This is a genomic window from Phycicoccus sonneratiae (assembly GCF_016887965.1).
GTDB lineage: Bacteria > Actinomycetota > Actinomycetes > Actinomycetales > Dermatophilaceae > Phycicoccus > Phycicoccus sonneratiae.
The window spans coordinates 78,008-103,973 of the sequence record NZ_JAFDVD010000012.1 but is presented as its reverse complement, the minus strand read 5'-3'; the positions used below and the strand labels follow the sequence as shown (position 1 = coordinate 103,973).

Annotated in this window: 21 protein-coding genes; 16 read left to right on the top strand and 5 right to left on the bottom strand. The window is 74.6% G+C overall.

Annotated features, from left to right (window positions below; all coding sequences use genetic code 11):
* Positions 1–21: 21 nt before the first annotated feature.
* Entirely contained in the window at positions 22–1,047 is a 1,026-nt protein-coding gene (locus JQN70_RS11145) for a cation diffusion facilitator family transporter (RefSeq protein ID WP_204131415.1), read from the top strand.
* Positions 1,048–1,060: 13 nt separating this feature from the next.
* On the opposite strand, the gene JQN70_RS11140 is transcribed toward JQN70_RS11145, so the two are convergent.
* Positions 1,061–2,287 carry a hypothetical protein gene (locus JQN70_RS11140; protein ID WP_204131414.1) on the bottom strand — a complete coding sequence of 409 codons (1,227 nt, stop codon included), beginning with the start codon at positions 2,285–2,287 and terminating at the stop codon, positions 1,061–1,063.
* Between the two features lie 266 nt (positions 2,288–2,553).
* On the opposite strand from JQN70_RS11140, the gene JQN70_RS11135 reads away from it, so the two are divergent.
* The 6 genes from JQN70_RS11135 (at position 2,554) to JQN70_RS11110 (ending at position 9,935) form a co-directional block, all read left to right on the top strand.
* Entirely contained in the window at positions 2,554–3,417 is an 864-nt protein-coding gene (locus tag JQN70_RS11135; RefSeq protein WP_204131413.1) for a glycosyltransferase 87 family protein, read from the top strand.
* Between the two features lie 104 nt (positions 3,418–3,521).
* A complete protein-coding gene (gene ahcY / locus JQN70_RS11130; protein WP_204131412.1) occupies positions 3,522–4,970 on the top strand; it encodes an adenosylhomocysteinase in 1,449 nt (482 codons plus the stop codon).
* Positions 4,971–5,148: 178 nt separating this feature from the next.
* Positions 5,149–6,201: a glycosyltransferase gene (locus JQN70_RS20935; protein WP_204131411.1), complete on the top strand. Its 1,053-nt coding sequence runs from the start codon at positions 5,149–5,151 to the stop codon at positions 6,199–6,201.
* Positions 6,198–7,394: a dTDP-4-amino-4,6-dideoxygalactose transaminase gene (gene rffA / locus JQN70_RS11120; protein WP_204131410.1), complete on the top strand. Its 1,197-nt coding sequence runs from the start codon at positions 6,198–6,200 to the stop codon at positions 7,392–7,394. The genes JQN70_RS20935 and rffA overlap by 4 nt, the downstream gene beginning before the upstream one ends.
* Positions 7,391–8,158 (top strand): GNAT family N-acetyltransferase, encoded by a 768-nt coding sequence (locus tag JQN70_RS11115; RefSeq protein WP_204131409.1) that lies wholly within the window; start codon positions 7,391–7,393, stop codon positions 8,156–8,158. The genes rffA and JQN70_RS11115 overlap by 4 nt, the downstream gene beginning before the upstream one ends.
* On the top strand, positions 8,151–9,935 hold the full coding sequence (locus JQN70_RS11110; RefSeq protein WP_204131408.1) for a hypothetical protein: 1,785 nt from the start codon (positions 8,151–8,153) through the stop codon (positions 9,933–9,935). The genes JQN70_RS11115 and JQN70_RS11110 overlap by 8 nt, the downstream gene beginning before the upstream one ends.
* Before the next feature lie 10 nt (positions 9,936–9,945).
* Here the strand turns inward: JQN70_RS11110 and JQN70_RS11105 are convergent, their stop codons facing one another.
* Complete coding sequence (locus JQN70_RS11105; RefSeq protein WP_204131407.1) at positions 9,946–11,406, bottom strand: hypothetical protein; 1,461 nt, start codon at positions 11,404–11,406, stop codon at positions 9,946–9,948.
* A gap of 216 nt (positions 11,407–11,622) precedes the next feature.
* Here JQN70_RS11105 and JQN70_RS11100 point away from each other — a divergent pair, with 216 nt between their 5' ends.
* On the top strand, positions 11,623–12,069 hold the full coding sequence (locus JQN70_RS11100) for a GtrA family protein (RefSeq protein ID WP_204131406.1): 447 nt from the start codon (positions 11,623–11,625) through the stop codon (positions 12,067–12,069).
* A 168-nt stretch (positions 12,070–12,237) separates the two neighbouring features.
* Here the strand turns inward: JQN70_RS11100 and JQN70_RS11095 are convergent, their stop codons facing one another.
* The gene (locus JQN70_RS11095; protein ID WP_204131405.1) at positions 12,238–13,752 is read right to left on the bottom strand and encodes a hypothetical protein; all 1,515 of its coding nucleotides are present in this window, start codon (positions 13,750–13,752) and stop codon (positions 12,238–12,240) included.
* Complete coding sequence (locus JQN70_RS11090) at positions 13,749–15,959, bottom strand: hypothetical protein (RefSeq protein WP_204131404.1); 2,211 nt, start codon at positions 15,957–15,959, stop codon at positions 13,749–13,751. Before JQN70_RS11090 ends, JQN70_RS11095 begins: the two co-directional genes overlap by 4 nt.
* A 57-nt stretch (positions 15,960–16,016) precedes the next feature.
* On the opposite strand from JQN70_RS11090, the gene JQN70_RS11085 reads away from it, so the two are divergent.
* Positions 16,017–17,396 (top strand): hypothetical protein, encoded by a 1,380-nt coding sequence (locus JQN70_RS11085; RefSeq protein ID WP_204131403.1) that lies wholly within the window; start codon positions 16,017–16,019, stop codon positions 17,394–17,396.
* A 16-nt stretch (positions 17,397–17,412) separates the two neighbouring features.
* Here the strand turns inward: JQN70_RS11085 and JQN70_RS11080 are convergent, their stop codons facing one another.
* The gene (locus tag JQN70_RS11080) at positions 17,413–18,822 is read right to left on the bottom strand and encodes a hypothetical protein (protein ID WP_204131402.1); all 1,410 of its coding nucleotides are present in this window, start codon (positions 18,820–18,822) and stop codon (positions 17,413–17,415) included.
* Between the two features lie 215 nt (positions 18,823–19,037).
* Here JQN70_RS11080 and JQN70_RS11075 point away from each other — a divergent pair, with 215 nt between their 5' ends.
* The 7 genes from JQN70_RS11075 (at position 19,038) to JQN70_RS11045 (ending at position 25,956) form a co-directional block, all read left to right on the top strand.
* The gene (locus tag JQN70_RS11075; RefSeq protein WP_166121552.1) at positions 19,038–19,217 is read left to right on the top strand and encodes a Flp family type IVb pilin; all 180 of its coding nucleotides are present in this window, start codon (positions 19,038–19,040) and stop codon (positions 19,215–19,217) included.
* A 97-nt stretch (positions 19,218–19,314) separates the two neighbouring features.
* Positions 19,315–19,515 (top strand): Flp family type IVb pilin, encoded by a 201-nt coding sequence (locus JQN70_RS11070; protein ID WP_204131401.1) that lies wholly within the window; start codon positions 19,315–19,317, stop codon positions 19,513–19,515.
* Positions 19,516–19,679: 164 nt separating this feature from the next.
* Positions 19,680–20,462, top strand: coding sequence for a Flp pilus assembly protein CpaB (cpaB, locus tag JQN70_RS11065; protein ID WP_204131400.1), 783 nt, complete (start codon positions 19,680–19,682; stop codon positions 20,460–20,462).
* Positions 20,459–21,637, top strand: coding sequence for a CpaE/TadZ family protein (locus JQN70_RS11060; RefSeq protein ID WP_204131399.1), 1,179 nt, complete (start codon positions 20,459–20,461; stop codon positions 21,635–21,637). Before cpaB ends, JQN70_RS11060 begins: the two co-directional genes overlap by 4 nt.
* Positions 21,634–23,034 carry a TadA family conjugal transfer-associated ATPase gene (locus JQN70_RS11055; RefSeq protein ID WP_204131398.1) on the top strand — a complete coding sequence of 467 codons (1,401 nt, stop codon included), beginning with the start codon at positions 21,634–21,636 and terminating at the stop codon, positions 23,032–23,034. The genes JQN70_RS11060 and JQN70_RS11055 overlap by 4 nt, the downstream gene beginning before the upstream one ends.
* Positions 23,031–25,043: a type II secretion system F family protein gene (locus JQN70_RS11050; protein ID WP_204131397.1), complete on the top strand. Its 2,013-nt coding sequence runs from the start codon at positions 23,031–23,033 to the stop codon at positions 25,041–25,043. The genes JQN70_RS11055 and JQN70_RS11050 overlap by 4 nt, the downstream gene beginning before the upstream one ends.
* 1 nt (position 25,044) lies before the next feature.
* A complete protein-coding gene (locus JQN70_RS11045; protein WP_204131396.1) occupies positions 25,045–25,956 on the top strand; it encodes a type II secretion system F family protein in 912 nt (303 codons plus the stop codon).
* Positions 25,957–25,966 lie beyond the last annotated feature (10 nt).

The window sequence follows — 25,966 nt, the reverse complement described above, 5'->3', positions numbered from 1 at the left end:
GCGGTCCCTAGGATCGGGCCCATGGCGAGCGAGGGTGGACGGACGGCGATCATCGCGGCGCTGCTGGCGAACCTCGGGGTCGCGGTCACCAAGCTCGTCGCCTTCCTCCTCACCGGCTTCTCCTCGATGCTCGCCGAGTCGGTGCACTCGCTCGCCGACACCGGCAACCAGGTGCTCCTCCTCGTCGGCAGCCGGCGCGCCAGCCGCGACGCCACCCTCGAGCACCCCTTCGGCTTCGGTCAGCAGCGCTACGTCTACTCGTTCATCGTCGCGATCATGCTCTTCGTCCTCGGTGGGGTCTTCGCGCTCTACGAGTCGTACGAGAAGGTGCGGGAAGCGGTGCAGGACACCGACTACGACCCCTTCGAGTCGCAGTGGTGGTGGGTGCCGGTCGCCGTGCTGCTCGTCGCGATGGTCCTCGAGGGCTTCAGCCTGCGCACCGCCGTCCGCGAGTCCAACGCCATCCGCCGCGGCCGCTCGTGGGTGCGCTTCATCCGCACGACGAAGTCGCCGGAGCTGCCCGTCGTCCTCCTCGAGGACTTCGGGGCCCTCCTCGGCCTCTCGTTCGCGCTGGCCGGCGTGGGGCTGACGCTGCTCACCGGCAACCCGGTGTGGGACGGCCTGGGGTCCGGGGCCATCGGCGTCCTGCTCGTCGTCCTCGCCGCCGTGCTGGCGGTCGAGATGAGCTCGCTGCTCGTCGGCGAGTCGGCGTCCCTGCCGGTGCGGAAGGGCATCCTCGCGGCCCTGGAGTCCCCGGAGGTCGTCGACCGCGTCATCAACAGCCGCACGATGCACCTCGGGCCCGATGAGCTGCTCGTCGCCGCCAAGCTCGCGGTGGGGGAGACCGACAGCGCGGCCGAGGTGGTCGCAGCCATCAACGAGGCCGAGCGGGCCGCGCGCGAGAGCGTCCCGCAGCTGCGCCTCGTCATCTACCTCGAGCCCGACGTCGACCTCACGCCCGGCAGCCCGAGCGTCGACGGCCCCGGGGTGCCGGAGGGCGCCGACGAGGCCTCGGAGTCGGCCGTCGAGGACGCCTCCCGGGGCTGAGCCCGCACGTCGGTCAGGGGATGCGCGCGGCGTCGGGGTCGGCGACGACGAACACGTACCGCACCCAGAGCCACATGAGGACCACCTCGAGGACCACGACCACGCCCAGCAGCACGGCCCGCCGCCGCGGCGGGAGGTCGGCGGCCATCGGGCCGACGGTGCCGAGCGGGACGAGGGTCAGCAGGGTGTGCCGGATGATCCCCGCGTTCGGCGGTGCGGTGGCGAGCACGAAGACGAGGTAGGCGCCCGCCCAGGTGCCGAGGTGGTCGGCGGGCCCGTCCGGGACGCGGCGGCGCAGCCGGAGGGCGACGAGCGCCACGAGGAGCACGGCGGCGAGGACGGCCGGCACCTGCAGCCCGTTGGTCCACAGGCCGCTGAACCAGCCGCCCACCGAGAGCCCGTCGGAGCGCCAGGCCTTGAGCGTCTCGGAGTAGGCGGCCGCCGACCCGGAGATCACCCCGGCGAGCACCGGCCAGAGGAAGGCCAGGGCCCCGATGCCGGCGACCCGCGCGAGGAAGCGCCGGTCGGCGAGCACGGCCCGCAGCCGGCCCCCCTCGGCACGCCAGCGGACGACGAGCATCAGCAGCGCGACGGGGAGCAGGACCGGACGGGTCAGGGCGAGGAGGGGGGCGACGGCCCACGCGACCCGCCACCGGTCCTCGGCGACCGCTCGCAGGAGGACGACGACGAGGAGCAGCGCGAGCCCGTCGCTGTACGCGGCCTGGAGCACCGGGGCGGCGGGGAAGAAGGACAGGACGGCGACCGCGGCGACCGCCGGGCCGCGACCCCGCGTCACGAGCAGCCAGCGGAAGAGCAGCACGACGGCGGCGGCCGACGCGAGGAGGGAGACCGTCGTCGCCGCGGCCTCGAAGCCGAGCCCGGTGACCGCCATCACCGCGCGGACGACCGCGGGGTAGACGGGTGAGAAGGCGAGGGCGCTCTGCCCAGAGGCCTCCGCTGCCTCGACCCCGCCGTACCCGTGCAACGCGATCGTCTTGAACCACTGCCCGTCCCAGTTCGACAGGATCTCGAGGTAGGAGGGCCCCGCGGGACGCGTGCCCTCGACGTGCCAGAACGGGTAGTCGGTGAGGTCCGGCTGACGCCGGGCCGCGACGGTGAGCATCGCCCCGGAGACGACGCGGGCCACGGCGAACACGACCAGGGGCAGCAGGAGGTCGCCGACACGGCGTCGCGCCGTCTGCGCGGGCTCGGTGGAGGGTCGCTGGTCGGTCAGGGCCACGTGGCGCACGTTAGCCGCCGGGTCGAGACGCTGTCGCGGCGTGGAGAGACCCCTCGGCCGTTCGGCCGGTCGAGACGGTCGAGATGGCGGCACTTCATCACGCAGACCAGGTAGGACGCGTGGGAAAGTGCCGATCAGGCACGCCCGGCTGTCGTGCCGGGTAGGGTGCCACCGCGCCCGGGGGGACCGGTCGGTGGCCGAGGGACGGTCAGCGGGGAAGCGCGGGACGGGTCATGGCGGTGCGCGTGGGGCTTCTCCGGATCGACGTGGACGAGGTGCCGCGCGCCGCCCGGCACGCGCTCTGGATCGGGCTGCTCCCGGCCGCCTGGGTCTTCCTCGGGAGCCGGCGCCACGTCATCGGCCTGGACTCGGCCCACGCCTACTGGCACGCCTGGCAGCAGGACCTCTACGGACCTTCCCCCGGGTCGTTCGACGCGTACAGCTACGCGCCCGTCTTCGCGCAGGTCATCCACCCCTTGGCGGGCGTGCCGTGGTCGGTGTTCCTCGTCGTGTGGTCCCTCCTGCTCGCGGCGGCCCTGGCGTGGCTGCTGTGGCCACTGCCCGGCGCCTGGCGCTGGCTCGCCCTCGGGTACGCCCTTCCTCCCGCCGTGGCCATCGGCAACATCGAACCGCTGGTCGCGGTGGCGGTGGTCGTGGGCTCGACCCGTCCCGGCGCCTGGGCCTTCCCGCTCCTGACGAAGATCACTCCCGCGCTCGGTGTCGTGTGGTTCGCGGTGCGTCGCGAGTGGGGGCGGCTCGCCGCCGTGGCCCTGTGGACCGCGGCGATCGTCGGCGCCTCGGCGGCGGCGGATCCCGACGCCTGGGTGCGGTGGGTGCGGTACCTCGTCGAGAGCGAGGAGACCACGCAGGTCCGCGACCTTCCCCTGTGGGTGCGGCTGCCGCTCGCGGCGGGACTCGTGGCCTGGGGTGCCGCGCGGGACCGCCGCTGGCTGCTGGCCGTCGGGATGGTCGTCGCGATGCCGCTCTGGTCCTCGGGAGTCCTGCTCCTCCTGGCCGCTGTCCCGAGGTTGCTCACCACGTCCCTAGGGCCGACGTCGAGCGGCGCGGGGTCCCCGGGGAGTGTCGAAGCAGGGAGCGCGGACTTCGAGATGACCGGGCGGCTGCGGTAACCTGTTGCGCTGCACCACCGGCCTGGGTGATGACCCTCGCACTGCGCGGCCCAGATGGGCGATGCCGGTCAATCGAACGCAACGACCTCCTGAGGAGCTCACGCATGTCCGTTGACCACAAGGTCCGCGACCTCTCGCTCGCCGAGTCCGGTCGCCACCAGATCCGCCTCGCCGAGCACGAGATGCCCGGCCTGATGTCCCTGCGCGCCGAGTTCGGCGACAGCCAGCCGCTCAAGGGCGCGCGCATCGCCGGCTCGCTGCACATGACCGTGCAGACCGCCGTGCTCATCGAGACGCTCACCGCGCTCGGCGCCGAGGTCCGCTGGGCCTCCTGCAACATCTACTCGACCCAGGACGAGGCCGCCGCGGCCATCGTCGTCGGGCAGGGCACCCCCGAGGACCCGCAGGGCGTCCCGGTCTTCGCCTGGAAGGGCGAGACCCTCGAGGAGTACTGGGACTGCACCGAGCAGATCCTCACCTGGCCCGGCGGCGCCGGCGCCAACATGATCCTCGACGACGGCGGCGACGCCACGATGCTCGTCCACAAGGGCAAGGAGTGGGAGGCGGCCGGCCAGGTGCCGCCCACCGACGAGGACGACTCCGAGGAGTTCGGCGTCTTCAAGGCCGTCGTCCGTCGCACGATGGACCAGGACCCGCAGAAGTGGACGAAGGTCGCCGCCGAGATCAAGGGCGTCACCGAGGAGACCACCACCGGCGTCCACCGCCTGTACCAGCTGGCCGAGGCCGGCGAGCTGCTCTTCCCGGCGATCAACGTCAACGACTCGGTCACCAAGTCCAAGTTCGACAACAAGTACGGCTGCCGCCACTCGCTCATCGACGGCCTCAACCGCGCCACCGACGTGCTCATCGGCGGCAAGGTCGCCGTCGTCGCCGGCTACGGCGACGTGGGCAAGGGCTGCGCCGAGTCGCTGCGCGGTCAGGGCGCCCGCGTCATCGTCACCGAGATCGACCCGATCTGCGCGCTCCAGGCCGCGATGGACGGCTACCAGGTCGCCAAGCTCGAGTCCGTGCTCGAGCAGGCCGACATCGTCGTCACCTCCACCGGCTGCTTCAACGTCGTCACCGCCGACCACATGCAGCAGATGAAGAACAAGGCGATCCTCGCCAACATCGGCCACTTCGACAACGAGCTCGACATGGCCGGCCTCGCGAAGGTCCCCGGCGTGCAGAAGCAGGAGATCAAGCCGCAGGTGCACGAGTGGACCTTCGAGGACGGCGACTCGATCATCGTCCTGTCCGAGGGCCGCCTCATGAACCTCGGCAACGCCACCGGCCACCCGAGCTTCGTCATGTCGAACTCCTTCTCGAACCAGACCATCGCCCAGGTCGAGCTGTTCACGAAGACCGACGAGTACATCGACGAGGACGGCAAGCCGGAGGTCAAGACCCTCCCGAAGCACCTCGACGAGAAGGTCGCCGAGCTGCACCTCGAGGCCCTCGGGGTCGAGCTCACCGAGCTCACCAAGGAGCAGGCCGAGTACCTCGGCGTCGACGTCGCCGGCCCGTACAAGCCGGAGCACTACCGCTACTGAGCCACCGGCTCACAGCACGCCACGAGGGCGCCGTCGGGACCACCCGGCGGCGCCCTCGGTCGTCCGCCCGGACCCGGGTCGGCCGAACGTCCAGTTGTCCCGGCGTCCCCTCGCCCGCCGCGCCGGCCCGCTCCTAGCGTCGACCCGTCACAGTCGGACGGCTCGGCGGAGGTACTCGGTGTCGGACACGCACCCCCGCGCCCACGCGGCCGGAGACGCTCCCTCGGGCGCCTCCCCGTGGTCGGGCGGCGTCTCCGTCGTCGTCCCCTGCTACCGCTCCGAGGGCACGCTCGCCGACCTCGTCCGCGCCGTCGTGCCGGCCCTCGCCGCGCTCACCCCCCACCACGAGGTCCTCCTCGTCGTCGACGGCTCGCCCGACGACACCGCCACCGTCGCCCGCGCGGTCGCCGCCGAGCACCCCGCCCAGGTCGTCCGGGTCGTCGAGCTGCGGCGCAACTACGGCCAGCACAACGCCCTGCTCGCCGGGGTGGCCCGGGCCCGCTACGCCGTCACGGTGACGATGGACGACGACCTCCAGCACCGGCCCGACCAGCTCGCCACCCTGCTGGCGCCGCTCGCCGACCCCCGCACCGACCTCGTGTACGGCGTCGCCGTCGACGAGGAGCACGGCGCGGCCCGCTCGCTCGCCTCCCGCGTCGTCAAGTCCGCGCTGGCCATCGCCGGGGTCCCGAACGCGCGCGACGTCAGCGCCTTCCGCGCCTTCCGCACCGACCTGCGCGAGGCCTTCAGCCACGTCACCGACCCGTTCGTCTCGCTCGACGTCGTCCTGTCCTGGGCGACGACCTCGGTCGAGCGCGTGCCCGTCCGGATGGACCACCGCAGCGTCGGCACCTCGAACTACACCGTCCGCGGCCTGCTCAAGCACGCCGCGAACATGGCGACCGGCTACAGCGTCCTGCCGCTGCGCCTCGTGACGATGCTCGGCCTCGCCGTCTCCGTCCTCGGGGCGGTCGCGCTCGTCGCCGTCCTCGGCATGTACTGGACCGGCCGGATCCAGGTCGCCGGCTTCACGACCGTCGTCGCGATGCTCGGCATCCTCTCCGGCGCGCTCATGCTCTCGATCGGCATCGTCGGCGAGTACCTCGGCCGCCTCCACGTGCGCTCGATGCAGCGCCCCGCCTACGTCGTGCGGCCCGAGCCGCTGGCCACCTCCGCCCTCCTCGACGTCCCGGCCCGGCCGGCGTCCGCCGCGCTCTCGGAGCATCCGTGACCACCCGGACGACCCGGACCCGGCTACGGCCCGCGGCCCCCGTCGCGCCCCCCGTCGCCCCGGTCCGGTTCACCGCCCCCTTCCGCACCGGCCGCGAGCAGGAGCTGCTCGCCCAGGTGCTCGCCTCGCCGATGTGGCACGGCGACGGCGTCCACACCCGGACGGCCGAGGCCCTGCTGCGCGAACGGCTCGGCGGCGGGTGCGTGCACCTGACCCCCTCGTGCACGCACGCCCTCGAGCTGGCCGCGGTGCTCCTCGACCTCGGCCCCGGCGACGAGGTCGTCTGCCCGAGCTTCACCTTCACCTCGACCGCGACGGCGATCGCCATCCGGGGCGCGACCCCGGTCTTCGTCGACGTCCGCCCGGACACCCTCAACCTCGACGTCGACGCCGTCGAGGCCGCCCTCACCGAGCGCACGCGGGCGGTGTTCGTCGTCCACTACGGCGGGGTCGCCGCCGACGTCGACCGGCTCCGTGCCCTCTGCGACGCGCGGGGCCTGGCCCTCGTCGAGGACAACGCGCACGGCCTCGGCGGGGCGTGGCGCGGCCAACCGCTCGGGTCGTTCGGCACCTTCGCGACGCAGAGCTTCCACGACACGAAGAACGTCACGAGCGGGGAGGGCGGCGCCCTCGTCGTCAACGACCCCGCCTTCCGCGCGCGGGCCGAGGTGGTCCGGGAGAAGGGCACCGACCGCTCCCGGTTCCTCCGCGGCGAGGTCGACAAGTACACGTGGCAGGACCAGGGGTCCTCGTACCTGCCGAGCGAGCTGCAGTCGGCGGTGCTCGTCGCCCAGCTCGAGGCCTTCGACGACATCCAGGCCCGCCGGCACCACGTCTGGGACCGGTACGCCGCCGAGCTCGCCCCGTGGGCGGCCGCGCACGGCGTGCGGCAGATGGTCGTGCCGGACGGCGCGGAGCACCCGGCCCACCTCTACTACCTCCTCCTCCCGTCGGCCGCCGACCAGGGTGGCCTCATCCGCCACCTCGGGATGCAGGAGGTGTCGGCGGTCTTCCACTACCAGCCGCTCGACTCCTCGCCGGGCGGCCGGGCGCTCGGCCGCACGCCGTTCCCCTGCCCGGTGACCGCGGACGTCGCCGCGCGGCTCGTGCGGCTGCCGCTGCACGCGGGCCTGACCCGCCAGGACGTCGACCGGGTGGTCGCGGCGGTTCTCGCCTATCGTCCGGTGGCATGAGCTGGGACGACCTCGAGGGGGCCGGGGTCGACGCGAGCGCGAGCGAGGTCGACACGCGGCGCTTCGGGTTCCCCGTGGCCAGGGTCCGGGTCGGTCGGAGGAGCACCGACGACGAGGCCGTGGCCGGTGTCCTCGAGGCGTTCGAGCGGCTGCGCCCCGACGTCCTCGTCGCCCGCTGGCCGGCGGACCGGGTGCGGCTCGCCGGCGCGCTCACGCGGCACGGCCTCGAGGTCCTGCCCGCCGACACCCTCGTGTACTGGGAGGGCGACGCGGCCGCGGCGAGCGGTGACGGCGCCGACGACGTCGTGCCGCTGGCCGAGGCACCCCACCTCGCGGGCGCCGTGGGGGACCTCGTCGCGGCCACCTTCGCCGACTACCCGACGCACTACCTCGCGAGCCGCGCCTTCCGGCCCGACCTCGTCCTCGCCGGCTACGTCGACTGGGCCCGTCGCACCGCCGGGGAGCACCCGGAGGAGGTCCTCCTCCGGCTCGTCGACGGCGCCCCCGCGGCGGTCGCGACGACGGCCCGCGTCGACGGCGGGCGGGCCACCGAGGTGCTGCTCGCCGGCACCCACCCGGACCACCGCGGCCGGGGCGTCTACCGGGCGCTGCTCACCGGCGTGCTGGGCGCGGCCTGCGCCGCCGGCAGCCAGCGGCTCGTCATCTCCACGCAGGCCTCGAACACCGCCGTGCAGCGCGCGTGGTGCGGCCTCGGGCTCCGACCGGTGTCGGCGTGGACCACCGTGCACCTGCGTCGTGGCTGAGGCCGCCGCACAGCACGACGTCGGCAGGTCCGCCCGGGTCCCGCTCGTCGTCGCGGGCGTCGTGTCCGTGGGGCTGCTCGTCCTCCTCCTCGGGTCGGCGTGGCGCGGCCTGGACCCGATCGACGAGAGCTACGTCCTACGGCTCGTGCGCCACCCCCGGTCGTCGGTCGCCGCCGGCGAGGTCTACCTCTTCCCGTTCCTCCTCCACCCCCTGCTCGCCCTCTGCGGCAACGACGTCGGGCTCTTCAGGCTCGTCGGCGACCTCGTCGTCGGCGCGGTGGCCGCGGGCTGCTTCGTCGAGGGAGCGCGGCTGGTCGCCTCGCGCCCGCAGCGACTGGCGCTCGCCGTCGGCGCGCTGACCACGGCCGCCGCCGCACAGCTGGTGTTCCTCCTCGAGGTCCGTGTCCTCAGCTACCGGTCGCTCGCCCTCGTCGGCCTGCTCCTCGCCGCCTGGGGCGTCGCCCGCGTGCAGCGCGGCCGCCCGCTCGGTGGCGGCGCCCTCCTCGGGGCGGGCGCGTGCCTCGTCTTCGTCGCCAAGCCGACCTCGGCGGTGGCCCTGCTGCTCGTCGTCGTCGCGCTCGGGCTGTGGGTCCGACCGCCGCTGCGCTCGCTGCTCACCGCGGCCGGTGCGCTGCTCGCCGGCTCCGTGCTCGTGCTGGCCCTGGCCCGGATGACGCCGGGCGACGCGGGGCGCTACCTCGCCGGGGGCCTGGACGTCGTGCGCCGGACCGGTGCCTACCCGAGCGTTCCGCAGCTGCTGGGCCTCGGCCCGGTCGACGTCGTGGCCCTCCTCTTCGCGGTGCCGCTCGTCGTCGTGCTCGGTGCGTGGCTCGTCGGGCGCCGCCACGCCGACGACGGCGCCACGCGGGTCGACGCGATCGTCGCCCCCCTGCTCGTGCTCGTGGGGGTCGGGACGGCATGGCTGGCCGTCGGCCTGCTGTCCGGGTCGACGAACGGCTACCGGACGCTCGGGGTCGGGGTCGTCCTGCTCGGGCTGGCCGTGCCGGTCCTGCGCGGCTGGACCGGCGAGCAGCGCCGGCGCGTCCTGCCCGTCCTCGTCCTCGTCGCGCTCGTGCCCTACCTCTACGCGGTGGGCTCGAACCGCGAGCTGCTGACGACGACGGGTCAGACCGCTGCCGCGTGGGTCCTCCTCGTCGGCCTGCTCGTCGTCCGCTCCGCCGGTCCCGTCGCCGGTCCGGGTCCGCAGGTGGTGGACGACCTCCCGCCGGTCGCGCCCGGCCTGCTCGTCGCGGCCTGCTCGTGCGTCGTCCTCATGGTCGCGCCGCTGTGGTGGGACGGGCCGCGCAGCGCGCAGGTCAGCCGCGCCGACCGGCCGGTCGGCATCCTCGACGGGACGCTCGACGTCACGCCGGAGGCCGCGGCGGTGCTCGGACCCCTCCACGAGGTCGCCCGGCGTGGCGGGATCGACGACCGGACGCCGGTCGTCGACCTCACGGGCACGCAGGCCTCGGTCGCGCTCGCGCTCGGCGGGCCGCCGTTGGGCCGCGCGCACTTCTACACGTCGTGGAACGGGGGCGTGGACTCGGCGCGGGCGGCCCTCGGCCGGGTCCCGTGCACCGAGCGGGCCCGGGCCTGGCTCGTCGTCCCCGCCTCCGGCACACCGTCGCTCGCCGAGGCGTGGTCGGCGGACTGGGCCCGCGTCGCCGAGGCCTACGTCGTCGCCCACCGGTACACCGGGTACGCGGCGACGGCCGGCACGGAGCACCTCGTCCTGCGTCCCGGTCCCGGGGTCGCCGCGGCCCTCGGCTGCGGCTGACGCAGCGGGGTCAGCCGCCGGGGCGGAGCAGCTGCCACCCGTCGGCGCGGCCGTCGAGGCGCCAGCCGAGGTCCTGCAACGAGTCCGCGGCGGGGGAGGGGTCGCGCAGCAGGGCCGCCGTGCACCCGCGGCGGCGGACCTCGGCCTCGGTCCCCGGCCCGCCCGCGGCGAAGCCTGCGTAGGCGCGCAGGTCGGCCGGGGTGTAGAGCTCGGTGCGACCGTCGATGACGGGGACGAGGTCCGGGTGCGCCCACCACAGCCAGCCACCGGCGTCGTAGTCGTCGCAGACGACCGTGCCGGCTGGCAGGGCCGACAGCCGGGGGGAGAGGGCCGTCGGGAAGCCGTCGGGGGTGCCGCCCTGCGCGGGGGCGAGCACGGCGGTGAGGCCGAGGCCGACCGCGCTCGCGGCGGCGAGGGCCGCGACCTCGCCGCGGCCGACCCTCTCGCGCACGAACGGAAGGCGCTCCTGGAGGGCGCTTGCCAGCGGCGGCACGAGGAGCAGCGCGGCGAGCGAGACGGTCCGGCCGTGGGCGACGGCGAGGTACCCCGCGACGACGAGGACGCCGACCTCGGCCCAGTGCGGGGGCTCGCCGACCGTGCGGAGCAGGACGACGAGCCCGGCCATGACGCACACCGCGACGAACGCGGGCGCGCCGGCGGGCGGCGGCCGCCACTCCTCGATGAAGCCGGTGATCGGGCCGACCTCGAAGGGCGCGACGAGCAGACGCGGGCCCACCGGGGTGAGCGCCGCCGCCGCGAGGCAGGCCCCGGCCAGGGCCACGGCCCGCCCGACGGCCCGCCACGGCGCCCGCTCGAGGACGAGCCCGACGGCGACCACCACGCCGAGGGCGGGGACGAGGAACCAGAAGCCGTGGCAGCAGGCCCACACCCAGGTGAGCGGCACGAGCCACCACCGCGCGCGCAGGTCGCGGACCGTCGAGAGCCACGCACCCGCAGCGATCACGGTGAGCGGCAACGAGATCGACTGTGGCCGGGCCGAGAGGGTCATCGAGGCGCCGACGAGGGCGGCGACGGCCACCGCCGTCGCGACGAGCACCGAGGCGCGCCGCCGGGCCACCGCGTAGACGGCGAGGACGGTGACGACGGAGAACGCGGTGACCAGCCAGGCGATGCCGGGCAGGCCGGCGACGTCGTGCACCGTCACCATGAGCAGGTCGCCGAGCCACTGGTGGCGGATCCACTCATGGGTGGTGAACGGGCTCCACGGGTCGGGTCCGACGAGCTCGAAGGAGCGGCGCAGGTCGGCACCGGTCCGCAGGTGCCACCACGTGTCGGGGTCGTCGACCGCGTGCAGGGTCTGGACGGCGGCCACGACGACGAGGAGGACGGCGGGGGCCAGGCGACCGGTGAGGGGGAGCCCCGACGCGCGCCGCGACCCCTCGACGCGTCCGCCGGTCTCCGGGCCCGGCCGGTCGGCGACCGGGACGCGGGCGGGCCGGGCCTGGTCCACGTCTTGCTCCTCGCCGTCGGCTGCGGGCAGGGGTCCCGCCGCAGCGAAGATAGCCCGCGCGGGCCGCGCCCCGCCCGCCGGCCGCATCGACCGTTCGGGTCTTTCGGGTCGGCCCCGGTCGGCCGAACGGCCCGTTCGCGGCTCGCGCCCGTGACCGCGCACCGGCCCGGCCCGTAGCGTGACCGGCGCCCGTCCGACGCGACCCGAAGGAGCCCGATGGCCCAGCCGACCCTGGCCCCCGTGCCGGTCGCCGCCGACCTCGGCCGGGTCCGCCGCGCGTGGACCGCGCTGCCCGTCGTCGTGCGCTACGGCGTCGTCGGCGGGGTCACCCAGGTCGTCTACCTCTCCGTGCTCGGCGCGGCCCTCGCGCTCGGCGCGCACTACCTCGTCGGGCTCGCGGCCGCGCAGCTGAGCGCCATCGCCTTCGCGTTCCCGGCCTACCGCGGCCTCGTCTTCGCGGCCGAGGGCCCGCTCGGCCGGCAGTTCGCCACCTTCCTCGGCGTCTGGTGGACGGGGGCGGCGCTGAGCCTCGTCGGCGTCCCGCTGTGCGTCGAGGCGTTCGGGTTGCACCCGTTCGTCGCGCAGCTGCTCGTCCTCGTCGTCGTCGTGGGCTTCTCGTTCCTCGGCCACCTGCGGGTGACCTTCCGCCGTCCCGGCGCCTGACGGGCCCACCGCCACTCTCGAACCGGCAGGTCCCCCGCGGAGTCGAGGTGAAACCCGACCAGCATCCGGTCGTACATCACCTCGACCGGCCGGCACCCCCGCGGAGTCGAGGTGAAACCCGACCAGCATCCGGTCGTGCATCACCTCGAACCGGCAGGTCCCCCGCGGTCAGCGCCGCACCCACGTGCGCAGGCCGGGCGCGCTCGCCGTCGCGCGCCACCGCGGGTCGGCGTCGAACGCCGCGGCGAGGTCACCGGTCGGCAGGTCGGCGGCCGAGAGCATCGCGCAGGTCGCCCCCGTGACGGCCGGCACGTCGGTGGAGCGCCCGGCGAGCACCTCGAGCGCCTCCCGGTTGCGGGCGGCTCCCCAGTAGTCGGCCCGGGTGTCGATCCACACCCGGACGTCGGGCCGCAGGAGGAGCACCGGACCGGCCGAGGCCGGGTCGGACACCAGCCGGCAGCCGCGCGGGAGGGCGTCGAGGACGGCGGCCTCCGCGGGCCGGCCGAGCCGGGCGCCCGCGAGCAGGACGAGCGGGCTGAGCAGCGCGAGCGTCAGCCACCCGACGACGCGCCACGGCCCGCCGACCGACCAGCGCCGGACGACCGGGCTGCGGAAGGCACCGGTCGGCACCTCCGCCCGGGCCCGGGCACCGGCCCGACCTGCCAGCCGGGTCGCACCCACCCCGGCGAGCGGCGCGAGGGTGAGCAGCGCGAGGCCGACGAACCGCACGCCGAGGAACCCGCCGACCGCGGCCGGCATCGCGAGCACGAGGAGGGCGGCGGCGAGCCCGACCCGGGGGTCGCCCGCCCGCCCACCCCAGCGGCGGGCGGTGTGCACCGCGCCGGCCCCGGCGAGCACGAGGGCGACGACCGCCGTCGGCACCCAGCGCGCGGCGAGCCCGGCGGCGGTCGGCGGCATCCACTCGAGGATGACCCCGTCGGCGGCGTCCTGCACGGTGCGCGTGACCTCCCAGGCGCGCGTGCCGTACGGGCCCACCAGCACTCCCAGGAGCAGGCCGGCCCCGGCGCCCAGCGTCGCGGCGACGGTCCGCGCACGACCGAGGTCCGGCGTCGCGAGGCAGAGGACGAGCACGGCCAGCCAGAGCGCCGGGGCGAGGAGCAGCCAGGACAGGTGCACCCAGCTCCCGGCGCCGGCGACGACGACCCCGCCGAGCAGCGCCAGGGCCCCGACGACGACGGCCGGGACCCGCTGCGCCGGCACCCGGAGCCGGTCGGTGCCGAGGACCGCCGCGAGGAAGAGTGACTGCGCGACGAGCGTGGCCCGCGGCGAGACCATCGGCAGGGCGAGGAGGAGCACGGCGAGCACCCCGCCGAGGGCCGGGAGCGGGCGTGCCCCGAGCCGTCGCGCGGCGACGAGCACGAGGGTCGTGAAGAGCAGCATGGAGGCGAGCGAGACCGTGAAGAGGCCGGCGGAGCGGGCCGTGCGCCAGCCGAGGGCGAGCGCGTCGTTCCACGCCGGGGAGGTCTGGGTGAAGAGCCGGTCGACCGGCGCCCAGCTCCAGGAGTCCGGTCGCGACAGGGGTGCGCCGCGCAGGTTCTCGAGCCCGGCCCGCACCTGCCAGTACGGGTCCCGCTCGTCGACGACCCCGGCCCGCACGATGGCGAGGGCGGCCAGCGCCAGCCACGGGAGCAGCCACCCGCGCCGCGCCGGCGCCGGCGTCACGGGAGGACCCAGCCGGTCGCGACCTGGTCGAGGAGGGAGACCGCGCGGCGCCCGCCGTCGGCCGTGACCTCGACGTCACTGACGAAGAGGGTGGTGACGCGGTCGCCGTCGGACTCCTTCTCGGTCGGACCGGACACCCGGACGACGAGGTCGGTGGCCCCCCGGGGTGCGTCGACGGTGAGGGCGAGCCGGGTGGAGACGTCGGCGGAGGCGGTGACCCGGGCGAGCACCTCGTCACCGTGGCTCACGGTGACCTCGCGCCGGGACGTGCCGACCCCGCGCACCTCCATCTGCACCGTGACCCGCGCGGGTGCGCCGGGGTTGGCGACGGAGATGCCGCCGAGCGGTCCGAGGTACTGCCCGAGCGTGCCGTCGACCTCCTCGGGCTCGTAGCCGCCGACCGACACGAGCAGCGGTTCGAGCACCCGGGTGCGGCGGGCGGTGTCGCCCTCGCCCGCAGCACCCGCGGCCCGCAGGTCCCACGCGAGGAACGTGCCGTCGGGCGTGCGCGCGACGGGGTCGCCCCACGCCTCGGTGAGCCGGCCGGTCGGGTCCTGCTTGGCGGAGAAGCCCTCGGTGTCGACCTCGAGCGCGCAGAAGCCGGCCGAGCGCAGGTCGGCGGCCAGGCCGTCGAGGTCGCGGGTGTCGACCGCCGACTGCCACGTGGCCGCCGCCGTGCCGCGCATCGCCGCGACGCTGAAGCGCAGGTCGCTGCCCGCGAGGTAGGGCTTGAGCTGGTCGTAGCCCTCCATCCGCTCCGGGCCCAGCGTCTCGGGATAGGGCAGCACCGGCACCTGGAAGACGCCGCACCCGGGGCCCACCCGCTGCTGGAGCGCGGAGGTGTAGGACCGCAGGCCGTCCATCTCGCGGGCGACGGCCCGGTGGTCGGGCGCGAGCGCGGGGTTGGTCTGGTCGAGGCTGCCGACGACGACGAGCAGCACCGCGACGAGCCCCGCGGTGAGGACCCCGCGCCGGCGCTCGAGGCGGGTCAGCCAGGCGCCGACGGCGAGGAGCGCGAGGACGAGGACGTAGAGCGACATCCGCGACCAGGTGCGCACCTGTGGGGTCGCGAAGACGGCGATGAACGACCCGAGCCCGCCGACGGTGTACACGAGGAAGGAGACGAGGGTCAGCCCGGACCACCGGGACAGCTGGGGGTCGGTCCGCCGGCCGGAGAGCAGGGTGAGGAGGCCGAGGAGCGAGAGCCCGACGAGGCCGGCGACGCCGACGACCCCGAGGGCGGAGGTCTCGACCGTCGCGTGCGTGGCGGTGCGGTAGGCGAAGGTGAGGTACTCGAGGGCCGGCAGGCGGTGCCCCGGCCACGGCAGCAGGAGGTCCATCAGCTTGCCCGCGAAGAGCTCGGACTCGCCCGGGTTCCGCTGCGCCGGGACCCGGCCCGTGACGAGCTCGCCCCGCAGGCCGAGGCGGGCCGCGGCCAGCGGCAGGCCGATGCACACGACGAGGCCGGCCATGACCGCCACGCCCCGCAGGAGGTCGACGGGGGACCCGCCGCCGAAGCGTCGCGCGAGGGCGGCGACGAGCAGGAGGATCAGGGTGAACGCGACGTAGTACACGCCGCTCAGCCCCACGACGAGCACCGCCGCGACCGTGACGAGGGTCCGTCCGCCTCGCCAGCGGGGGGTGCCGGTGCCGGCCGGCGAGAGCAGGGCCCGACCCCGGGCCACCTCGAGGACGAGCCACATCGCGACGGGGACCACCCAGTACTGGGCGAGGTAGAGGTGGCCGAAGCGCTCGGCGTGCCCGGGGGCGTTGGCGAACAGCACGCCGAGGACGAAGCCCGCCGCCCGCGAGAGCCCCTGGCTGCGCGCCAGCAGGTAGCCGGTGGCGCCGGTCAGGGGGAAGGACAGGACGAAGTAGACGCTGCCGGCGGTGAAGGTGCCGGGCAGGACGAGGTCGAGGGCCTTGATGGCGAGCATGTGCACGACGTTGAGCTCGGGGAAGAACGAGCCCACCTGCCCGAACGGGAACCCGAGGTCGGGGTTGCGCCAGTACCAGCCGTGGTCGTGGATGTCCTTGAGCTGCATCGAGATCTGGGTGTGGTCCCAGCCGATGGCGATGGGGTTGCGGGGGTCCCACTCCCAGAGGCGCAGGGACCACGCACCGACGGCGAACGCGACGAGGACCGTGGCCGCGAGCCACGGCACCTCACGCGTCCGTCGAGCTCGTGTCGCGGTCCCGGCGGCCATGGTCGTCGATTATGGTCGAGCCGCCGCCCCGACCCCGGCAGCTCGAGGATTCCCGTCATGTCGCGGACCCCCGCACCCGCCCGTGCCCTGCCGCTGGCGACCGTCGCCGTGGGCGCCTGGGTGGTGGGGCTCGCCGTCTTCGTCGTCCTCGGGTCCGACCTGCTGTGGGTCGTCGCGCTCGGCGACGCGGTCCGAGCCACCGGAGCGGTCCCCGACGGCGTCCCGTTCGTCACGGCACCGCAGGCCGGCTGGCACAACCCGATCGTCCTCGCCCAGGTCCTGCTCTCCGTCGTCGACGGGCTGGGGACCTCCGCCCTCGCCGCCCTCCAGCTCGTGCTCGTCGCCGCGACCCTCCTCGTCGTCCTCGCCGACGGGCGGCGGCTCGGCGGCGGGGAGGGGCGCGGGGCGCTCGTCGTGTCCCTCGTCGTCGTGGGGGCCGCGTCCGCGTTCGCCGTCACCCGGCTGCCGTCCCTCTCCCTCGTGCCCTTCGTCCTCGTCGTGCTCCTCCTGCGCCGTCAGCACGACCGCCCCGACCGCGGTCTCTGGTGGGTCGTGCCGCTCGTGCTGCTCTGGGGCAACCTCCACGGCGCGGTGCTCGTCGGGCTGGCCGTCCTCGGGGTCTTCCTCGTCCTCTCGCCCGGCGGCGGGCCGCTGGTGAGGCGGCTCGGGGTCGGGGCCGGTGCCGCGCTCACCCTCGTGCTCACCTCGGCCGGAACCGGGACGCCGGCGTACTACCTGTCGGCGCTGCGGAACGAGGCCGCGGCCCGCCACACCGACCTCTGGGCCCGTCCCGACCTCGGCCACCCGCTCGACGTCGCGATGCTCGCCGCCGCGGCGCTGCTGCTCGTCCTCGCCGTCCGCGGCCGGATGCCGCTGTGGGAGTGGGTCGCCGTCGCCGGACTGGCGGTCGGGACCGCCTCCGCGGCGCGCAACGGCGTCTGGCTGGTCCTCTTCCTCGCCGGCGCGGCGATGCGGGCCCGGGACCGGCGCCCGGACGCCGACGACGCCACGGTCCCCGCCACACGACCCGGGGCGGCGCGCCTCGTGCTCCCCGCGGTGACCGCCCTCGTGGTCGCCCTCGCGGCGGGGGTCGTGCTCGCGGGTCGCGGGTCGGCGGCCGCCGCACCGGGGGAGCGGTTCGTCCCGGCGGTCCGCGAGGTGGCGCAGGGCCGACCCGTGCTCGCCGTCGAGCCGCTCGCCGAGACCCTCGCGCGCGACGGCGTGCGGGTCTGGGCGGCCAATCCCGTCGACGCCTTCCCGCGCGCGGTGCAGGCGGCCTTCCTCGACTTCCTCCACGACGGGACGGTGCCACCAGACGCCGACGTCGACGTCGTCGTGCTCGACACCGACCATGCCGGGCGGCTCGTCGAGGCCGGCGGCTGGCGGGTCGCCCGCGACCTCGGGGACCTCACCGTCCTCGAGCGCGTCCCGTCCTGAGCCCGGCTCCGGACGCTCAGCGGGTCCAGAGCACCCAGCCGTCGCCGGCGGCCGTGCGCGTCCAGCCGCCGTCCGCGGCGAGGGCGCGGTCGAGCGGCTCGCCCGCGCGCCACACGACGGCTCCGACGTCGTGCGCGTCCGCGTACGCCGGCCACCCCGGCCGGGCCCGCTCGAAATCCTCGTACGCGGCGGCCGCGGCCGGGGTGTAGACCTCCGCGCGCAGGTCGCGCAGCACCCGCACGCCGGGGTGCGCCCAGAGGACCCACCCGGACGCGTACGCGTCGACCGCGACGGGCGTCCCGGCGGGCAGCCGGTCCACCGCGGCGTCGACGGACGCGGGCAGCGGCCCGCCCGCCGGCCCGCCGAGGACCACCCCCGGCACGACGAGCAGCACCAGTCCCGCGGCCACCGCCGGCCACCACTCGCGCCGGACCGCCTCCCGGGGGATGGCGGCGCGGTGCGCGCGGGCCAGGGCGGGCACGAGGAGCAGGGCGCCGAGGGCGATGGTGCGCACCGAGGTCGCCGCGAGGGTCACCCCGGCCGCCGTGAGGAGCAGCGCGGCGGGGTCGAGCCTCCGGGACCGCGCCAGCCGGACGAGGACGAGGGCGGCGAGGAGCAGGACGAGCACGAGGAGCGGGTTGCCGGGCGACGGGGCGCGCCACTCGTTGACGCCCGCCCGGGCGGCCGCGCCCACGGCGAACGGCTCGAGGAGCAGGCGCGGGCCGAGCGGGGTGAGCGCCGGGACGACGGCGGTGGCCCCGAGGACCGCCGTGACCCGGCCCCAGCGGACCGGGGGACGCGGGCGCTCGAGCGCGAGGGCGACGAGGACGAGCCCGCCGAACGCGACCCCCACCGGCCACGACCCGTGGACCGTGGCCCACACCCACGAGAGCGGGACGAGGGCCCAGCGCGCCCGCCCGTCGACGAGGGTGCGGCACCACAGCAGGAGCGCGAGGGCCGCCGCGACGACCCCGGCCAGCTGCGGCCGCTCGCCCCAAGCGGCGGAGGTCGCGAGGACGGCCGCCGTCGCGACGACGGCCGCGGCCACCGGGCCGGCCCACAGCCGCGCGACGGCGTGGAGCAGGCCCGCGAGGGCCACGAGGAGCAGCGCCCGGACGAGGTGCAGACCCGTGACGCCGGCGACCTCGTGCACGAGCACCATCGCCCGCTCCGCGAGCCACTGCGTCGGCAGGTACGGGCGGTCGGCCGCGAGGGCCAGCGGGTCGGGGAGCACCCCGAACCACCGCCCGGACCGCAGCTCCGTGCCGATCCGCAGGTGCAGCCAGAGGTCGACGTCCGGCTGCCCACGCAACCGGACCACGACCGCCACGAGCGCGACGCAGACGCCCCAGGCGATCCACAGAGCGCCTGTGGCAGAACGCTTTTCGCGCATGCCGACGCTCTCGCTGGTCGGGCTGGCGGTCATCGCGGCACTTCCGTCGCAGGGCCGGGGGCGGTGTCGACTATCGCAGAAACCGCGTCGCCGGCCCGCTCCGGAGCGATCGGCCGAACGGTTGACCCCGCTGCGCCGTACGGGCGGGCCAGCACGGACCCATCGGCGTATGTCGCGGCCGGTCGCGACCTGACAGCGTTGACCTTGCTCGACAGCACCCCTCCAGACCAGAAAAGGAACCACCCGTCATGACCAAGGCTCTCGTCAAGTTCCAGGCCAAGCTCGCCGACATCCGCTCCGAGAAGGGCGCCACCGCCGTGGAGTACGGCCTGATGGTCGCGCTCATCGCGGTCGTCATCATCGTCGCCGTCGCCCTCCTGGGCACCCGCCTGTCCACCATGTTCAACACGGTGTCCAACAGCATCTGATCCGCCGGATCACCAACGAGTCGGGGCGTCGGTCACCGTCGGGTCACCGACAGGGCCGGCGCCCCGAACCACTTCCGAAGGACAGGTGACACCCCTGATGACCTCCCTCCTGGCCCGGACCACCCTCCGCGTCCGTCCGCACGTCGAGCGCGTCCTGCGCCTCCCCCGCGAGCGCGGCGCGACCGCGGTCGAGTACGCGCTCATGGTCGCCCTCATCGCCCTCGTGATCATCGCGTCCGTGTTCATCCTCGGCCGCAACCTCTCCACCTTCTTCCGCGACGCCGCGACCAGCATCTGAGCTCCAGCCGGACGGCGCCACACCCCTCGCGCACCGCTGCCACCCCCGGCGCGGAGCGAGGACCCGGGACACCGGGTCGCACCCGCGACCCGATGCCCACCAGACCTCCGCGCGACCGGGTCGCGCCGCCCAGCACCCCATACCTCTGTTAGGACACGGTTTCCATGGGTCGTCGAATCCTCGCCATCCTCGCGGCTGCGGTCATCGCCCTCGTCGGCGCGGTCCTCGTCCTCGTCTACGCCCGCGGAGCCGACGCCCGCGCGGTCGCCGCGGCCAGCCCCACGAAGGTGTACGTCAGCACCTCGGTGGTCCCCGCCGGCACGACGCTCAAGGACGCGGTCCGCCTCGGCCAGCTGACGCAGACCGACGTCGCCGCCCGGGCCAAGCCGGTCGGCGCGCTCGAGGGGGTCGACGAGAACAACAGCGACCTCGTCGCGCTCACCGACATCGCGCCCGGGCAGTACGTCCTCGGGTCGGCCTTCGGCGACACCCCCGTCGGCGAGAAGGCCCTCCAGGTCGGCGCCGGCAAGCTCGCGGTGTCCGTGCAGCTCCAGGACCCCGCCCGGGTCGGCAACTTCGTGCGCCCCGGGTCGATGCTGACGATCTTCATGACCTACGACCTCGCCACGCTCGAGAAGAAGAGCAGCGGCGAGACCGAGAAGACCGCCGTCGGGTCCGGCACCTCGATCCTCCTCGACAACGTCAAGGTCATCGCGATGGGCGACGCGTCGCTCACGCCGGTGCAGTCGACGGGCGAGGGGGGAGAGGCCGCGGCGCAGTCCGCGAGCTTCCTCGTGACCCTCGAGGTCACGCCCGAGCAGGCCGCACGCCTCGTCCACGGAATCAACAACTTCACGCTCTACGCGGGCCTGCGCGGCTCCGAGCTGAAGATCGACCCGAACCTGTCGGTGAGCGACATGACGATGTTGAAGGACAAGGTCCGGTGAACATCCTCTGGGACCCCGACCCCTCGGCCCTGGAGCGCTACCGCTTCGCGCTGGGTCCCGACACCACGGCCCTCGACTCCTCGGGCATGGTGGCCCGCGCGCTGCACGACAACCCCCAGGTCGAGCAGGTCGTCATCGGTGCGGACGTGCCGGTGGAGGAGGCCTGCCAGCTCTCCGAGGCCGCCCGCCTCGACCGTCCGGAGCTCGGAGTCATCCTCCTGCGCAGCCGGATCGACGTCACGACCCTCTCGCAGGCGCTGCGCGCCGGTGTGCGCGAGGTCGTCGGCGCCGACGACCACACGGCCATCGCGGACGCGCTGCGGCGCAGCCGCGAGCTGACCTCCCGCCTCATCGGCCACGCCGGTGGCGGTGCCGCCCGCGAGGGCAAGGTCGTCACGGTCTTCTCTGCCAAGGGCGGCGTCGGCAAGACGACCCTCTCGACGAACGCTGCCGTGGCGCTCGCGAGCGAGGGGCACCGCACCCTGCTCGTCGACCTCGACCTGTCCTTCGGCGACGTCGCGATCAGCCTGCAGCTCGTGCCGCACCAGTCGATCTTCGACGCGGTCTCGATGTCGGGGAACCTCGACGACGAGGCGCTGCGCAGCCTGGTGACCCGTCACGAGCCGAGCGGCCTCGACGTGCTCTGCGCGCCGAACGACCCCGGCGACGCCGACCGCATCCCGGTGCCCACCGTGGCCGAGGTCATCAAGGTCGCCCGGCGCAGCTACGACTACGTCCTCATCGACACCCCGCCGTCGTTCACCGAGCACGTGCTCGCCTCGATCGACGTCTCGGACGCGCTCGTGCTCATCGCCACGCTCGACATCCCCGCGGTGAAGAACCTGCGCGTCGCGCTCGACACGCTCGACATGATCGGCAGCCCGAAGGACGCCCGCGTCATCGTGCTCAACAAGGCCGACACGAAGGTCGGGCTGCGTCCCGAGGACGTCGAGTCGGCCATCAAGACCGGCATCGCCGTCAACATCCCGAACTCGCTGACCGTCCCCGCGTCGGTCAACCGGGGTGTGCCGATCGTCCTCGACGAGCCGAAGGCGCCGGTCGCGGTCGCCATCAAGGAGCTCGTCGAGTCCCACATCCGCACCCAGCGCGCGAGCGAGGAGCCGGACCACGGCGACGCCGCCGCGCGCAAGGGCCTCTTCAGGAGCCGTCGATGAGCCTCGCCGACCGTCTCGACAGCGTCCGCCGCGCCCAGGCGGCCGCCACGGCCACGACCGACCCCTCCGCCTCGACCGGCACCGCCCGGCAGGGCGCGGCGGCCCGGCGCCGGGTCCTCGACCCGTTCTCGGAGGTCAAGGGCCGCGTGCACCAGGCCCTCATCGACCACCTCGGGCCGCGCCTCTACGACCCCCACCTGCCCGAGGCCGAGCTGGCCCAGCAGGTGCGCACCACCCTCCAGGAGACGATCGACGCCGAGCAGACGCCGCTCAGCCACGCGGACCGGACCCGCATCGCCCAGGAGGTCTCGGACGAGATCCTCGGCCACGGCCCGCTCGAGCCGCTGCTGCGCGACCCGGACATCTCCGAGATCATGGTCAACGGCGCCGACATGATCTACGTCGAGCGCTCCGGCAAGCTCTACCGGGTCGAGACGCACTTCTCGAACGAGGCGCACCTGCGCCGCGTCATCGACAAGATCGTCGGCCGGGTCGGCCGCCGCGTCGACGAGGCCAGCCCGCTCGTCGACGCCCGCCTCCCCGACGGCTCGCGCGTCAACGCGGTGATCAACCCGATCGCCCTCGACGGCGCCATGCTCACCATCCGGAAGTTCTCCCAGGACCCCTACACCGACGCCGACCTCATCGCCTTCGGGACGATCACGGCCAGCGTCCGCGACTTCCTGCGCGCCTGCGTCATCGGTCGGCGGAACATCATCATCTCCGGCGGTACGGGCTCGGGGAAGACGACGACCCTCAACGTCATCTCCTCGTTCATCCCCGAGGACGAGCGCATCGTCACCATCGAGGACGCCGCCGAGCTCCAGCTGCACCAGGACCACGTGCTGCGCCTGGAGTCCCGGCCGGCGAACATCGAGGGCAAGGGCTCGATCGCGATCCGCGACCTCGTGAAGAACAGCCTCCGCATGCGGCCCGACCGCATCGTCGTCGGCGAGGTCCGTGACGGCGCCGCGCTCGACATGCTCCAGGCGATGAACACCGGCCACGACGGCTCGATCACGACCGTCCACGCCAACACCCCGCGCGACTCGCTCTCCCGCCTCGAGACGATGGTCCTCATGGCCGGCGTCGAGCTGCCGGTCCGGGCCATCCGCGAGCAGGTGGCCGGCGCGGTCGACCTCATCGTCCAGCAGGCCCGCCTCAAGGACGGCTCGCGGCGCATCGTCGCGATCACCGAGGTGGTCGGCATGGAAGGCGACGTCGTCACCCTCCAGGACATCTTCACCTTCGACTGGGGCGCCGGCCGTGACGAGAACGGCCGCTTCCGCGGCACCCTCATCTCCACCGGTCTGCGGCCGAAGTTCCTCACCGACCTCCAGGACCTCGGCGTCGAGGTGGCCCCGCAGCTGTTCGTCACCGGGGCGAGGCTGACGTGAGCCCTGCTCCCGCCCGCTCCGTGCGCCGGCGGCTGTCCGCGGCGCCGGTCGCGCTCGCGACCCTCGCCGCACTCCTCGTCCCCGCCCTCGGCGCCCCGGCCGCGGTCGCGGCCGACGGCATCCCGTCGACCCTCAGCGACGTGCGCGTCGCCAAGGACACGGTGACGGCGACGCTCGTGCTCCGCCCGCGCAGCGCGGTCAAGGTCGACTGGAAGTCCGTCACGGCGACCTTCGGCTCGCGGCTCGTGCCGGTGACCGTCTCCGAGCCCTCGAAGCAGCCGCGCTCGACGATGCTCGTCATCGACACGAGCGGCTCGATGGGCGCCTCCGGCATGGCCACGGTCCGCGCCGGTGTCGCGAAGTTCCTCGCCGAGGCGCCGTCGGACGTCAAGGTCGGCGTCGTCTCGTTCGCCTCGACCTCGGGCATCGACGTCGCCCCGACGACCGACCGCGGGAAGGTGTCGCGGGCGGTCAACTCGCTGCGCTCGGGCGGCGAGACCTCCCTCTACAAGGGTGTGCAGGACGCGGTCCGCGGCCTCGGCACCAAGGGCGAGCGCAGCCTCCTGCTGCTGAGCGACGGTGGCGACACCGTCGCGGCGATGGAGGGCGGCGACGCCCGCGCCGAGAGCCAGCGCCAGGCCGCGCTGCGGGCCCTGACCCGCGCCAAGGTCCGTGCCGAGGTCGTCTCGTTCAACTCCGGCGAGGCGAACACGGCCGTGCTCCAGCAGTTCGCGGACGCCGGCGGTGGCTCGGTGGCCAACGCCGCCGACCGGGCCGCGGTCGCCTCGGCGTTCTCGGCCGCGGCCGTCGCGCTCAACTCGCAGGTGCGGCTGACCATCACCAAGCCCGCGGACGTCGGCGGCGCCCAGACCCTCAAGGTCGACGGCACCGCCTCCGGGCAGGCCTTCCACAACACCTCCGAGCTGAACCTCGGCGACACCGCGCCCGTCGAGGTGCCGGAGGACGACGGCCCGCTCGTCGCCCCGGACCTCGACGAGACCCCGGCCGCCCTCGCGTCGCTCACCGCGCTCTCGCCCGCCCTCCTCGTCCCGGCCGTGGCCGTCGTGTTCATCGGCGTCTTCGTCCTCTCGATCGCCTTCGCCGCCCCGACCTTCCGGAGCAAGCGCAGCGAGCGGATCTCGGCCATCGACGACTACGGCCTCGGCAAGGCCCGGTCCCCGCAGCGGCAGGCCGCGAGCGCGTCGGCCATCAGCGAGTCCATCGTCAGCATGGGCGAGCAGCTGATGGAGGGTCGCGACTCGACCACCCGGACGATGGAGCTCCTCGTCCGCGCCGACCTGCCGTGGCGCGCGGGGGAGTGGCTCGTCATGCGGCTCGTCGCCCTCGTCATCGGCCTGGCCGCCGGCATCCTCCTGCTCGGCTCGCACCCGATCATCGGCGGCGTCCTCGGCCTCGTGTTCGGCGCGATCGCCCCGCCGTTCGTCCTGCGCTTCCTCGCCAAGCGGCGGGCCCGCAAGTTCGAGACCGTGCTGCCGGACGTCATGATGCTCGTCGCGACCTCGCTCGCCTCCGGCTTCAGCCTCCTCCAGGCCCTCGACTCGGTCGCCAAGGACGCGCCCGAGCCGGCCGCCAAGGAGTTCAGCCGGGCCCTGGCCGAGGCGCGCATCGGCGCCGACGTCAGCGACGCGCTCGACAAGATGGCGCTGCGCATGGACAGCCACAACATGCGCTGGACGACGATGGCCATCCGCATCCAGCGCGAGGTCGGCGGCAACCTCGCCGAGACCCTGCGCACGACCGCGGCCACGCTCCGCGAGCGCGAGATGCTGCGCCGCCAGGTCAAGGCGCTCTCCGCCGAGGGCCGGCTCTCGGCCTACGCCCTCGTCGGCCTGCCGATCGGCCTGTTCTTCTACAGCACGTGGGCCAACCACGCGTACGTCAGCCTGCTGTGGACCCGCACCATCGGCCTGTTCATGCTCACGGCGGGAATCGTCGCCATCGGGCTCGGCATCCTCTGGATGCGCAAGATCGTCAAGATCGAGGTGTGACGTGATCCTCCTGCTCGCCGCCGTCTGCTTCATCGGCCTCGCGCTCGTGCTCCTCGTCCTCGCCGTGGGCCTGGGCGCGAACAGCTCGACCGGTGTCGCCCGCTCCCTCGAGCTGCTCGACCACAAGCCGACCGTCCGCGAGGTCGCCCGCAACGAGCTCGGGGTCCAGGAGCGGCTGCTCGCCCCGATGCTCGAGCGGCTGCGCGGCTTCTCGGCCCGGATCTCCCCGGCCGGCACCGGCGGGCGGATCGCGCGCAACCTCGACCGGGCCGGCAACCCGCAGGCGTGGACCGTCGAGCGCGTCATGGGCGCCAAGGGGCTCGGCCTCATCCTCGGCGTGATCGTCGTGCTGCTCGTCATGGGCTTCAGCGTCAAGAGCCTGCTCATCGCGCTCGCGGCGGGCGCCGCCGGGTTCTTCCTCCCGGACCTGCTCGTCTACAACGCCGGGATGAAGCGCCAGCAGGACATGCGCAAGGGCCTGGCCGACGCGCTCGACATGCTCACGGTCTGCGTCGAGGCCGGTCAGGGCTTCGACGCGGCGATCCTCCAGGTGGCCCGGACGGTCACCGGCCCGATCGCCGGCGAGTTCGCCCGCGTCCTGTCCGAGATGCAGATCGGCAAGTCGCGCGGCGAGGCGTTCTCCTCCCTCGGCGAGCGCACGACCGCGCCCGAGCTGAAGAACTTCGTGTCGACGCTCGTCCAGGCCGACCGGCTCGGCCTCCCGATCGCCGGCGTCCTGCGCGAGCAGACCAAGGAGATGCGCGTCGTGCGCCGTCAGCGCGCGGAGGAGCAGGCGCAGAAGGTGACCGTCAAGATCCTCTTCCCGCTGCTCCTGTGCATCTTCCCGGCGCTGTTCATCGTCATCATCGGCCCGGGTGCGATCCAGATCATGGACGCCTTCTCGAACATGTGACGCCGGATCG